Annotated in this window: 13 protein-coding genes; all 13 read right to left on the minus strand. The window is 61.1% G+C overall.

Annotated elements, in window-relative coordinates; all coding sequences use genetic code 11:
- Positions 1 to 84: 84 nt before the first annotated feature.
- The 13 genes from ETQ85_RS26310 to uppS are packed head-to-tail and all read right to left on the minus strand — an operon-like array spanning position 85 to position 12,329.
- Positions 85 to 870 (minus strand): TrmH family RNA methyltransferase, encoded by a 786-nt coding sequence (locus tag ETQ85_RS26310; protein ID WP_187394762.1) that lies wholly within the window; start codon positions 868 to 870, stop codon positions 85 to 87.
- 3 nt (positions 871 to 873) lie between these two features.
- Positions 874 to 1,329, minus strand: coding sequence for a CopD family protein (locus ETQ85_RS26315; protein WP_187394763.1), 456 nt, complete (start codon positions 1,327 to 1,329; stop codon positions 874 to 876).
- A complete protein-coding gene (rnhB, locus tag ETQ85_RS18365; protein WP_148580539.1) occupies positions 1,326 to 1,919 on the minus strand; it encodes a ribonuclease HII in 594 nt (197 codons plus the stop codon). The genes ETQ85_RS26315 and rnhB overlap by 4 nt, the downstream gene beginning before the upstream one ends.
- The gene (gene lpxB, locus ETQ85_RS18370; RefSeq protein WP_148580540.1) at positions 1,919 to 3,070 is read right to left on the minus strand and encodes a lipid-A-disaccharide synthase; all 1,152 of its coding nucleotides are present in this window, start codon (positions 3,068 to 3,070) and stop codon (positions 1,919 to 1,921) included. The genes rnhB and lpxB overlap by 1 nt, the downstream gene beginning before the upstream one ends.
- A 3-nt stretch (positions 3,071 to 3,073) precedes the next feature.
- Positions 3,074 to 3,850, minus strand: a complete 777-nt coding sequence (gene lpxA, locus ETQ85_RS18375; protein ID WP_148580541.1) for an acyl-ACP--UDP-N-acetylglucosamine O-acyltransferase — start codon at positions 3,848 to 3,850, stop codon at positions 3,074 to 3,076.
- Positions 3,847 to 4,278 (minus strand): 3-hydroxyacyl-ACP dehydratase FabZ, encoded by a 432-nt coding sequence (gene fabZ, locus ETQ85_RS18380; protein WP_148580607.1) that lies wholly within the window; start codon positions 4,276 to 4,278, stop codon positions 3,847 to 3,849. Before fabZ ends, lpxA begins: the two co-directional genes overlap by 4 nt.
- A gap of 5 nt (positions 4,279 to 4,283) precedes the next feature.
- Positions 4,284 to 5,312, minus strand: a complete 1,029-nt coding sequence (gene lpxD / locus ETQ85_RS18385; protein ID WP_148580542.1) for a UDP-3-O-(3-hydroxymyristoyl)glucosamine N-acyltransferase — start codon at positions 5,310 to 5,312, stop codon at positions 4,284 to 4,286.
- 12 nt (positions 5,313 to 5,324) lie between these two features.
- Positions 5,325 to 5,828 (minus strand): OmpH/Skp family outer membrane protein, encoded by a 504-nt coding sequence (locus ETQ85_RS18390; RefSeq protein WP_148580543.1) that lies wholly within the window; start codon positions 5,826 to 5,828, stop codon positions 5,325 to 5,327.
- Positions 5,829 to 5,861: 33 nt separating this feature from the next.
- Positions 5,862 to 8,153 (minus strand): outer membrane protein assembly factor BamA, encoded by a 2,292-nt coding sequence (gene bamA / locus ETQ85_RS18395; protein ID WP_148580544.1) that lies wholly within the window; start codon positions 8,151 to 8,153, stop codon positions 5,862 to 5,864.
- Between the two features lie 6 nt (positions 8,154 to 8,159).
- Positions 8,160 to 9,524 carry an RIP metalloprotease RseP gene (rseP, locus tag ETQ85_RS18400; RefSeq protein ID WP_148580608.1) on the minus strand — a complete coding sequence of 455 codons (1,365 nt, stop codon included), beginning with the start codon at positions 9,522 to 9,524 and terminating at the stop codon, positions 8,160 to 8,162.
- A gap of 5 nt (positions 9,525 to 9,529) precedes the next feature.
- Positions 9,530 to 10,723, minus strand: coding sequence for a 1-deoxy-D-xylulose-5-phosphate reductoisomerase (gene ispC / locus ETQ85_RS18405; RefSeq protein WP_148580545.1), 1,194 nt, complete (start codon positions 10,721 to 10,723; stop codon positions 9,530 to 9,532).
- A 3-nt stretch (positions 10,724 to 10,726) separates the two neighbouring features.
- Positions 10,727 to 11,554, minus strand: coding sequence for a phosphatidate cytidylyltransferase (locus tag ETQ85_RS18410; protein WP_148580546.1), 828 nt, complete (start codon positions 11,552 to 11,554; stop codon positions 10,727 to 10,729).
- The gene (gene uppS, locus ETQ85_RS18415) at positions 11,547 to 12,329 is read right to left on the minus strand and encodes a polyprenyl diphosphate synthase (RefSeq protein ID WP_148580547.1); all 783 of its coding nucleotides are present in this window, start codon (positions 12,327 to 12,329) and stop codon (positions 11,547 to 11,549) included. Before uppS ends, ETQ85_RS18410 begins: the two co-directional genes overlap by 8 nt.

Raw genomic sequence — 12,329 nt, forward strand, 5'->3', positions numbered from 1 at the left:
ACATCGCCTAAAAATGAGTCAGCGCCGACTCATTTTTAGGCGATGTCGGGGAGAAATCAGCCGCGCTCGGGTCGGCCGCAGTCTTTAGCGCCCGAAACGCTGCTGACGCAGTTGCTCGAACAGGCACACGCCGGCCGCCACCCCCACGTTGAGGGATTCCATGCCCCCGGGCATGGGGATCAGCACCCGTCGGGTGGCCAGCGCCGCCACGGCCGCCGACAGCCCCTGCCCCTCCGAACCAAAGAGCCAGGCCACCGGGCCGCGCAGATCCAGCGCGTAAAGCGCCACCGAATCACGCAGATCGGCCGCCAGAATGTCACCGGGGAAGCCCGCCAACGCCTCGGCCGCCTCGACGCCCTCACGGATGCGCAGCCCGAAATGCGCCCCCATCGCCGCCCGCAACACCCGTGGCGACCAGGCCTGCGCACAGCCCGGCGTCAGCACCACATCCGGCACACCCACAGCGGCAGCAGTACGCAGGATCGTGCCGAGGTTGCCGGGGTCCTGCACCGCATCCAGCACCACGCAGGTATCGGTCAGCGGCGCATTGGCGCCGGCCTCGGGCAGCGCCATCACCGCCAGCACGCCGCTCGGCGAATCCACCGGGCTGACGTGGGCAAACAGGCGATCCGGCAATTCGATGCATTGCTCGTCGGCACAGCGGGCCAGCAAGGCGGCCACTTCAGGCTGGCCCCGTCCGCTTTCACTGACGACGATCTGACTCAGAGCCTGCCCGCGCTCCAGGGCCACACCCAGCAGGTGGGCCCCGTCGAGCAAGGTCTGGCCGTGCTTGCGCCGATCGCGTGCCGACGTGGCCAGCGCATGCAGATGCTTGACCGTCGGGTTGTCCCGCGAAGTAATCTGTTTCAAGGCTCAGAAGGCCAGGCCGAGGGTGGCCAGCAGCACGGTCAGCACACCGAGGACAAGATTGATCGTGACCCGCTGGCGGATCAGGTTGAGCGCCTGCGCCCCCTGGGCCCAGCTCTCGGCGGCCACCGCCTGCTGCAAGGCACGCCAGGGGCCGAACCAGATACTGGCAAAAATGCCGGCCATGACGAGGCCGACGGCGGCCATCACATGCCAGGAGCGCGGCGCCTGGGCAAAGCCCACCTCCACCAGCATGGCAAAGCCAGAAACCACAATCACCGCAATCGCCAGCCAGACAATCGGAAAGAAGCGCCCGAAGACGCCGCTCCACAAGCCCAGACGCTGGGCCGGGGGCAAGGGCAGGGCTGCCGGGCGCAGGCAGAAATGGGCGAAAGCCATGCCGCCTACCCACACGATCACGCCAGCAAGATGGGCAAAGAGCAGGATGTGATGGAGTTTCATGAGCCGTCGTCCTCGGTCCACAGGGGGGGGTTGGCGATGATGTTGTGCACCGGCGCAAAGCTCTTGCGGTAAATCTCGCAGGCACCGTGGGCGCGCAGCGCGGCCAGGTGGGCCGGCGTCGGATAGCCCTTGTGCCCGGCCAGCCCGTACTGGGGATAGCGCTTGTCGAGTTCGAGCAGCATGGCGTCCCGCGCCGTCTTGGCCAGTATGGACGCCGCCGAGATCTCCTGCACCAGCGAATCGCCCTTCACGATGGCTTCGCAGGGCATGTCGAAACGCGGGCAGCGGTTGCCATCCACCAGCACCTTGTCGGGCACCCGGCTCAGGCCGGCAACCGCCCGCTGCATGGCGAGCATGGTGGCGTGGAGGATGTTGAGGCGGTCGATCTCGTCGACACTGGCCTCGGCAATGCACCAGGCCAGGGCCTTTTCCTTGATCTCGATGGCAAGACGCTCGCGGCGCTTCTCGCTGAGCTTCTTGGAGTCGGCCAGCCCGACGATGGGATTCTCCGGATCGAGAATGACCGCCGCCGTGACTACCGGCCCGCACAGGGGTCCGCGACCCGCCTCATCGACGCCGCACAGCAGCATCACAAGCCCCGCCCCCGCAGATACGGAAGAATGGCAGCCGCAGCCTTGGCCGCCGTATCCTGGCGCAATTGCAGGTGCATGTCGGTAAAGATCGTGGTCAGCTCTGCCGTACGCGCCGGGTCCGTCAGCCAGCCATCCAGGGCGTCGGCCAGGGCCTGGGGAGTGGCGGCGTCCTGCAGCACTTCGGGCACCACTTCGCGCCCGGCCAGGACATTCGGCAAACCCACCCAGGGGAGATAAGCCATGCGCCGCATCAAGCGGAACGACCACTTGCCCATCTTGTAGGTGATGACCATCGGCCGCTTGAGGAGCGCGGCTTCCAGCGAAGCGGTGCCACTCGCCACCAGCACCACGTCGGCGGCGGTCATCGCCTCGACGGCGTGACCAAACAGAATGCGGATCGGGACATCCAGATGGGCATGGCGGCGCAGGGCTTCCTCGAATAACAAGCGCGTCTCGCGGGTCGCCAGCGGCACAAGAAAACGGGCATCGGGATGACGCTCATGCAGCACCGCAGCCGTCGCGATGTAGGTATCCGCCAGGTTGCGCACCTCGGACTGCCGACTGCCGGGCAGGAAGGTGAAAACCGGCCCGCCCTTGTGGATCTGCAGCAATTCCCGCGCACCGGCCCGGTCGGGGACCAGCGGAAAGACATCGGCCAGCGGGTGCCCGACGTAGCTCACCGGCACCCCCGCCGTCCGGTACAACTCCGGCTCGAAGGGGAACAGGCACAGCATGTGGCTGACCGCCCGGGCGATGCCCTTGAGCCGCCCCTTACGCCAGGCCCAGATCGACGGACTGACGAAGTGGATCGCCGGAATGCCCTTGTCTTTCAGGCGCCGCTCGAGCCACAGACTGAAATCCGGGGCGTCCACGCCAATGAAGGCGGCAGGCGGATCCTTGAGCAGACGGTCGAGCAGGCTGCGCCGGATGGCGGACAGCTCACGGTAATTTTTGAGGGCGTCCACATAGCCATGTACCGAGAGCTTCTCGGCTGGCCACAGGCTGTTGAAACCGGCCGCCTGCATCTTGGGACCGCCGATGCCGAAGAATTCGGCATCCGGCAGATGGCGCTTGAGCGCCCGGATCAGGTGACTGGCGAGGAGGTCGCTGGACGCCTCGCCCGCCACCATGGCGATGCGCAAACCCATGGACTAGCGAACGATGCCACGCCCGGACTCGGCGATGAAATCGGAAAACTGTTGCAGTTCCGGCTGCTCGAGTGCCGCCTGGGCAATCTGCTTGCGGGCTTCGTCGAGCGTCAGGCCGTTGCGATAGAGCGTTTTGTAGGCGCGCTTGATCGCCATGATGCCTTCGCTGGTAAAGCCGCGGCGCTTCAGGCCTTCACTGTTGATGCCATGCGGGGCCGAAGGATTGCCGGAAACGGTCACGAAGGGCGGCAAGTCCTGCAGCAGCACGGTGCCAACACCACAGAAGCTGTGGGCACCAACGCGCACGAACTGATGCACACCGGTAAAGCCGCCGAGAATCGCCCAGTCGCCGACACTCACGTGACCGGCAAGGGTCGCGTTGTTGGCGAAAATCGTGTTGTTGCCGACATGGCAATCATGGGCGACGTGCACATAGGCCATGATCCAGTTGTCGTTGCCGACACGGGTCAGGCCACCATCCTGCACCGTGCCGGTACTGAAGCTGCAGAATTCGCGGATGGTGTTGCCGTCGCCGATTTCAAGCCGGGTCGGCTCGTTGGCGTACTTTTTATCCTGGGGGTCGGAGCCGATCGAGCAGAACTGGTAGATCCGGTTATTGCGGCCGATTCGGGTGTGCCCCTCGATAACCACGTGCGGGCCCACTGTCGTGCCGGCGCCGATTTCCACGTGCTCGCCGATGATCGAATAGGCGCCGACCTGCACGTCTTCAGCAAGACGTGCCCCCGGATGCACAATTGCAGTCGGGTGAATCGCGCTCATCGTTTGATCGCACACATGAATTCAGCTTCGGTCGCCACCTCTCCGCCAACGCGGGCAACCCCCTTGAACTTCCAGATATTGCGGATGGTGCGAACGATCTCGCACTCCAGCAGCAACTGATCGCCCGGTACAACCGGACGCTTGAAGCGCACGTTGTCCACCGAAGCAAAATAGACCATCGCATCAGGATCAGGCACCGTGCCTTCGGTCTTGAAGGCCAGCACGGCAGCAGCCTGGGCCAGCGCCTCGATGATCAGCACACCCGGCATCACCGGGTTATGCGGAAAATGACCGGGGAAGAAAGGCTCGTTGACCGTGACATTCTTGAGTCCCACCACGCGCTTGCCCAGTTCCAGCTCGATGATGCGATCGACCAGCAGGAAGGGATAACGATGGGGGATGTACTTCTTGATTTCGTTGATGTCGATGATGCTCATGATTTCTCTTTCTTGTCGGCGAGCTTCTTCTCGAGCTCGCGCAGCCGATCTGCCATCGCATCGAGGCGACGCAGGTGAGCAAAATTTCTGACCCAGTCGGCGTGGGGCATCTGCGGCAACATGGCCGTATAGACACCGGGCTTGTCCAGGGACTTGGTAACAATGGTGCCAGCCGAGACGACGATGTCGTCTCCAACCACAAGGTGCCCGGCAATGCCGGCCTGACCGCCAACCATCACCCGCCTGCCGACATGACTGCTGCCGGCAATGCCCGAATGCCCGGCCATGATGGTGTCGTCACCAACCTGCACGTTGTGGGCGATCTGGATCAGGTTGTCCAGCTTCACGCCATTACCGATCAGCGTATCGTCCAGCGCGCCCCGATCAATAGTGGTATTCGCACCGATCTCCACGTCGTCACCGATGACGACACGGCCAATCTGGGGAATCTTGACCCAGTGCTTGTCGCCGTCCCGTGCAAAGCCAAAGCCATCGGAACCAATCACGGCACCGGAATGGACAATGGCACGCGCGCCGATGACACAAGCGGCATAAATCTTTACACCGGCGTGGAGCCAGGAATCTGCGCCAATCTGCACGCCATCGCCGATCAGACAGCCCGGCCCGATCACGCAGTTTTCGCCGATATCACAATTTTCGCCGATCACCGCATTCGGCCCGACCGACACGGAAGCCGGCAGGGGAGAAGCAACGACCGCACTCGGGTGGATCCCGATGGCCGGACGCTTTGGCGGATTGAACCACTGGGCCGCCCGGGCGAAATAGAGGTAAGGATCCGCTGCGAGGATCCGCGGCCGATCCGTCAGCCCTGCCGCCTTGGGAGACAAAATAAAGGCAGACGCCTGGCTCGACTCGAGCGCAGCGCGGTACCTGGGGTTGGCGAGGAAAGCAAGATCGCCCTCCCCGGCCTTGTCCAGCGTGGCAATCTGCTTGATCGAAACGGCCGGATCTCCGACCAGTTCGCCGCCGAGCCTGCCTACGAGCTCGCCAAGGGATATTTCCATCTGCGAGACCGCTTACTTTTCTTCGGTCAGCGCCTTGATCACCTTGTCGGTGATGTCGATGCGCGGGCTCGCGTAAACCGCTTCCTGGAAAATGATGTCGTACTTCTCGGCTTCGGCGATCTGCTTGATTGTCTTGTTGGCCCGATCCAGAACGCCAGCAAGTTCTTCGTTGCGGCGCTGATTCAGGTCTTCCCGAAACTCGCGCTGCTTGCGTTGCAAATCCCGGTTGAGCTCGTTGAACTCACGCTCCTTGTTGCGGCGTTCGCCCTCGCCCATCGTCATGCCGTTCTTCTCGAGGGACTCCTGCATGCCCTGCAATTGCTTGGCGACACGCTGGAGATCCAGATCGCGCTTCTCGAATTCTTTTTCAAGCTTTTGCTGGGCTTTTTTCGCAGGGGTCGCTTCCTTCATGACCCGGTCCGAATTGACGAAGCCCACCTTGACCTCGGCAGCAGCCGTTTGCGCAAACGCGGCAAGCAGCAGCGCTGCCAGCGTGGATAGACCAATACCTTTCACTCAAACCTCCATCTTCATGCCATGCGGCTGCAATCAGAAAACCGTACCCAACTGGAACTGGAATTTCTGCGTCTTGTCGCCCTCAACTTTCTTGAGAGCCTGACCAAGACTGAATTTGAGCGGCCCAACCGGGGAACTCCAGGAAAACGCCAGCCCGGTACTGTAACGCAAATCCGACGCCTGAATCCTGTCATCCGCGCCCCAGACATAGCCGGCATCGGCAAACAGGGAAAGACGCATGGACTTGTCCTTTCCCGAGCCCGGCATCGGGAAATAGTACTCCGCGTTACCGATCAGGCGCCGGTTGCCGCCCAGGGAGCGCACATAACCAAGGCTGTCCGTGTAACGGGGGCCAAGCGTGCTTTGCTGATAGCCTCGTACAGAACCGATACCACCCGCATAGAAGTTCTTGTAGAACGGCAATTCCTTGCCGTCATAACCTTGGGCAAAGCCGACATCGCCGTTCAGCATCAGCGAATACCCGCCGCCGAACGGAATCCAGTACTGGTGCTGGTAGTTGCCGCGAACATAGCGCATGTCCAGCACGGGGGTGGCGATTTCCATCGACGCCCGCTGAAAGACGCCTGAAGTCGGGTACACAAAGCTGTCACGGCGGTCACGCGCCCAGCCGATTGTCGCCAGCAAGCTCTTCGCGCTATCACCGAAGGTGTTCACGAAGTTTACGTAAGGTGCGGGACTGGAGTCGTAAACCTTGATGCTTGTCTGATCGACGGCAAGACCGAAGTTGATCCGGTCGTCTTCGGCAATGGGATAACCGAAGCGTACGCCCGCACCGATCGACGAACTCTTGTAGGTCGCAACCGAGAGCGAGGTAGGATCGACGTTACGCTGATAGATGTCCCAGCCGACGCTGACGCCGTCGATCGTCCAGTACGGATTGGTGAAGGACAGTGCAATGGTCTTGTTGATCTTGCCGGTGTTCACCTGCAAGGTCATTGCATTGCCGGTACCGAAGAGGTTCTGCTGGGAAATCGACGCCGACAGAATGACCTTTTCGGAACTGGAGAAACCTGCGCCCAGCATCAGGTTGCCCGTTGCGCGTTCCTTCACGGTGAAGTTCGCGTCGACCTGGTCGGTCGAGCCGGCCACCGCCGGCGTTTCGATGGTCACTTCATCGAAATAGCCGAGGCGATCCAGACGAACCTTCGAACGATTGAGGGCTTCCCCGTCGTACCAGGCACCTTCCATCTGACGCAGTTCGCGGCGCAGCACTTCGTCACGGGTACGGGCATTGCCGGCAAAATTGATCTTGCGAACATAGACGCGACGGCCCGGATCGACAAAGAAGGTAAACGCCACCTCGCGCTTGACCTTGTCGACCTCGGGCGCCGCATTCACGTTGGCAAACGCATAGCCTGCGTTGCCAAGGCGATCGCTGATCGCCTTGGTCGTCGCCGTCACGCTGTCCCGCACGAAGGTATCGCCGGCCTTGAGCTTGACGAGCTTCTGGAGTTCTTGCTCGGGCACCACCATGGTACCGGCCAGTTTGACGTCGGAAACGGTGTACTTTTCACCCTCGGTGATGCTGAGGGTGATGTAGATGTCTTTTTTGTCAGGCGTGATCGAAACCTGGGTCGAATCGATACTGAAATCCAGATAACCCCGGTTCAGATAGAAGGACCGCAGGGCTTCTATATCCGCCGACAGTTTCGGCTTCGAATACTGGTCGCTCTTCGAATACCAGGTCATCAAACCCGGCGTGGTCAGGGAAAACAGGTCGAGGAGTTCCTTTTCCTTGAAAACCTGATTGCCGATGACACTGATCTGCCGAATCTTGGCCGCTTCGCCTTCAACCACATTGAAGTTCACGCCGACCCGATTACGCTCAAGTGGCGTAACCGTGGTGGTGATCTGGACGCCGTAAAGTCCCTTGGAGAGATACTGACGCTTGAGTTCCTGCTCGGCGCGCTCGAGCACGGCACGATCGAAAATCCGCGATTCGGCGAGTCCGACTTCCTTGAGGCCTTTCTTGAGCGCCTCCTTGTCGAACTCCTTGATGCCGACGAAATCAACCTGGGAAATGGCCGGGCGTTCGTCCAGAACGACGACGATCACCTCCTTGTCGACCTCGATACGCACGTCCTTGAAGAAGCCGGTCGCAAAGAGGGTCTTGATCGCCTGGGATGCCTTGTCTTCGGAAAACTGCTCGCCAACCTTTACCGGAAGGTAACTGAATACCGTCCCGGCCTCAGTGCGCTGGATTCCTTCAACACGAATATCTTTGACAACGAATGGCTCGAAGGCCAGAGCGGGCGAAGCCACGAAAAGCGCAGCGATCACCCCGGGGAGGAGCTTGGATTTCATCCGATTTCAGCTAGCAACAAGGCGGTTGATGTCGTTGTAGAAGGCAAAAGCCATAAGCGCCGCCAGCAGAGCCATTCCAATCTGCTGGCCGATCTCCATAACCCGCTCGGAGACAGGGCCGCCCTTGATGATCTCGATTACATAATACAACAAGTGTCCGCCATCGAGCACAGGGACGGGCAGCAGATTCAGGACGCCAAGACTGATGCTGATGAGCGCCAGGAACTTGATGTAATGGGAAAAACCCATCTTTGCCGACTGCCCGGCAAAGTCGGCGATGGTAACCGGGCCACTGAGATTCTTGACTGAAACTTCACCGACAATCATTCGCCCCATCACCGAAAGGCTCATGGCTGACGTATCCCAGGTCTGGCGAACGCCCTTGCTCAGGGAGTCAAGCACACCGTAGCGCACCGTGACAAACATCCGTTCGCGCCGTCCTTCGGCATCAGCCACACCGACGCCGATACGACCGATCTTCCGGCCACTCTCCTCAACCACTGTCGGCACCACACTGAAAATCCTGGACGCACCATCGCGAAGCACCTCGATCTCAAGCGTCTGCCCCGCCCCCTCGCGGACCGCCTGCACAAGCTCGCTCCAGCCGGAAATCGCCTTGTCACCGATACGCAGCACTTGATCGCCAGAACGCAAACCCGCAGCCTGCGCCGGACCATCCGCACTCAAATTGCCGAGAACTGCCGGCAGGTTAGGACGATGCAGGCGCAAACCCAGCTGACTGGCGATATCGCGCTCCCCCTGATCGACCACTGTTCCGGCCAGATCAAGCTTGCGAAATGCGATTTCCTTGCTGTCGTTGATCGTCTCGACGGTAATGCTCCGGCGCTCGAACGCCTCATTGATCAGTTGCCAGCGAAACTCCTGCCAGGTTTCCACCGCCCGGCCGTCCACCGAACGAATCAGTTCGCCATCCTTGAAACCGGCCTGCTCCGCCTGACTGGCCGCCTCCGGGGCGCCAATGCGGGGCCGCAGCTCTTCGACGCCGCCGGTGTAAAGACCCCAGTACAAAACAATCGCAAGCAGAAAGTTGGCCAAAGGCCCGGCCGCAACGATGGCAATCCGCCGCCACACGCTCTGCCGATTAAAGGCCCGGTGCTGCTCCTTCACATCGACCGGCGCTTCGCGCTCGTCGAGCATTTTGACGTAACCGCCAAGAGGAAAGACCGCCAAAGCCCATTCCGTCTGATCCGGCCCGATACGGCGCACGAACAGGGTCTTCCCGAACCCCACCGAAAACCGTAAAACCTTGACGCCGCAAAGACGCGCAACCAGGTAATGGCCGAACTCGTGCACCACGATCAGAATGCCGAGGGCCAGCAGGAAAGGCAGGATGTAATCCAGCAAGCTCAGCCCCATCAGTTCAGGGACTGCATGACAAAACCACTCGCCAGGCGGCGGGCACGCTGGTCCGCCTCGAGCACAATCTCGAGGGAGTTTGCAGCCTGCGACTCGACAGCGTCGAGCGTCGCGGCAATCACCCCGGCAATGCGGTCAAAGCCGAGCTTGCCGTCCAGGAAGCTGGCAACCGCCACTTCGTTGGCCGCATTCAACACAGCAGGTGCAATCCCACCGGCCTCCAAAGCCCGGTAGGCATGGGCCAGGCACGGGAAGCGCTGAAAATCCGGCCGCTCGAAGTCGAGCTGCCCGATCGCAAACAGATCGAGTGGCTGCACGCCCGAATCCACCCGCTCGGGATACGCCATTGCATGTGCTATCGGCGTTCGCATGTCAGGGTTGCCCAACTGCGCAATCACCGAGCCATCCACGTAGGCGACCATGGAATGAATGACGCTTTGAGGATGAATGACCACCTCGATCCGCTCGGCCGGCACGCCAAACAGCCAGTGGGCTTCGATCACCTCCAGCCCCTTGTTCATCATCGTTGCCGAATCCACGGAAATCTTCCGACCCATGACCCAGTTCGGATGGGCACAGGCCATTTCCGGCGTCACTGCGGAGAGTTCTTCGAGGGGTTTGCGACGGAATGGCCCCCCCGATGCGGTCAGGAGAATCCGGGTAACACCATAACCTTCATCGCCACGTCGAAAATCAGCCGGCAAGGCCTGGAAAATCGCGTTGTGTTCGCTGTCGATGGGCAGAAGCGTCGCACCATTGGCCACCACCTCCTGCACGAACAAGGCCCCGGACATCACCAGGGCTTCCTTGTTTGCCAGCAAAATACGCTTTCCGGCCTTGGCGGCCGCAAGCGCCGGCACCAGGCCGGCAGCACCAACAATTGCCGCCATCACCATGTCGACTTCCGGTGCCGAAGCAACGGCGGCCAGCGCTGCACTACCGGACAGCACTTCGGTGCAACATCCCGCTTCGTCGAGCAGGCCTTGCAGACGCGCTGCGTCCTCAGGCAGGTCGAGCACGGCATAAGCAGGCCGATGGTGCCGACATTGTGCGAACAGTTTGTCCACTTGCCGATGGGCTGTCAGCGCAAAAACCCCGTAGCGCTCCGGATGCCGTCCAACCACATCCAGGGTGCTCACGCCAATGGAGCCGGTCGCGCCCAATACCGTTATGAGTTTCTTGCCTTGGGTCATGACTTATCGGGCTATCCAGAGAACAAGCAATCCAGCCATCGGCAGGGTCGACGTCAGGCTGTCGATACGATCGAGGACACCACCGTGGCCCGGAAGCAAGGTGCCGCTATCCTTGACCCCCGCCTGCCGTTTCACCAGGGATTCAAACAGATCACCAACAATGCTGACAGCGGTGAAACCCAGCAAGGCAGGAATAATGACAGGAAGTCCGCCGATGGCGGCCGTGAAATGCCCCAGATAGGGAAGGCAGACAAGACCGTAAATAACCACCCCGAGCGCTGCGCCATACGCCCCCTCCCAGCTCTTGCCGGGACTGATCGAGGGAGCCAGCTTGCGACGCCCGAAAGCCCGGCCAGTGAAATAAGCCGAAATATCTGCAATCCAGACCGCAGCCATGACGCCCAGCAACAACCAGGGACTCAGCAGCCTCAAGTGGGCGATGGCCAGACTCGGCGGCAGCAGCAGGACCAGACCGACCAGTGCAGCAGCTCCGGCACCCGGCAGTTGCCATTTCGCCCGCAACCAAAACGGCACGCAGGCCAGCCAGAACAAGGCACTGACGGCATAAACCGGGGCCAGTCCAAAGGGGGCCACAGTCGCCTCCCGATGCAGTCCGGCAACCATGCCGCCAGCCATGCAAAGGGCGCCAAGAAGGAAAGCGTAAATCCGGCGTTTGGTCGCCGAAAAGCCGACCATCGCAGCCCACTCGCCGGCCGCGATGCCACAAATGATGGAAGCGAACCCCAGCCAGGCGAGGGCTGGCAACAAAAAGAGCGCCGCCAGCAAACCGACAAGAAGGACCAGCGCGGTAATGACCCGCGCCTTAAGCATGATCGGAAGGGTCGGACTTGTCGGAGACGAGTTGTTCGCTCGTCCGCCCAAAGCGGCGCTCACGCTGCTGATAAGAGGAAATGGCTTCATCCAGCGCAGCCTCGCCAAACTCCGGCCAAAGCTTGTCGGTGAAGTAAAGCTCCGAATAGGCGAGTTGCCAGAGCAGGAAATTACTGATGCGCTGCTCACCGCCCGTGCGGATGAAGAGATCCGGCTCAGGGCTGAAGCTCAGCGCCAGGTGGGGAACCAGATCTTCTTCGGCAAAAGCACCGGGAACCCCCGGCGCCGCCGTCATCATCTTGCCGATGGCCTGCATGATGTCCCAGCGACCGCCATAATTGGCGCAGATCGTCAGGTTCATCGCAGTGTTGCCTGCGGTTTGCGCCTCGGCATCCCGAATGAGATCCACGAGCGGCTTGTCGAAACGCTCAAGATCGCCAACCACCCGCAGACGGATGTTGTTGCGGTGAATCCGCTCGATCTCGGCCTTCAGTGACTTCACAAACAACTGCATCAGGAAGGACACTTCATCCTTCGGCCGACGCCAGTTTTCGGAACTGAAAGCGAAAACGGTCAGGTATTCGACACCACGATCCAGGCAGGTTCGAATGACCTCCCGGAGGGAGTCGACTCCCTTGGCATGACCGGCAACCCGCGGCAGCAGGCGCTTGCGCGCCCAACGCCCGTTGCCGTCCATGATTATCGCGATATGCCGCGGGACTTTAGCAGCCTCGGGTACACTCCGAGTAGAGCTGAGAAACGGCAATCGCACCAT

This window comes from Zoogloea oleivorans, from assembly GCF_008107625.1.
Lineage (GTDB): Bacteria > Pseudomonadota > Gammaproteobacteria > Burkholderiales > Rhodocyclaceae > Zoogloea > Zoogloea oleivorans.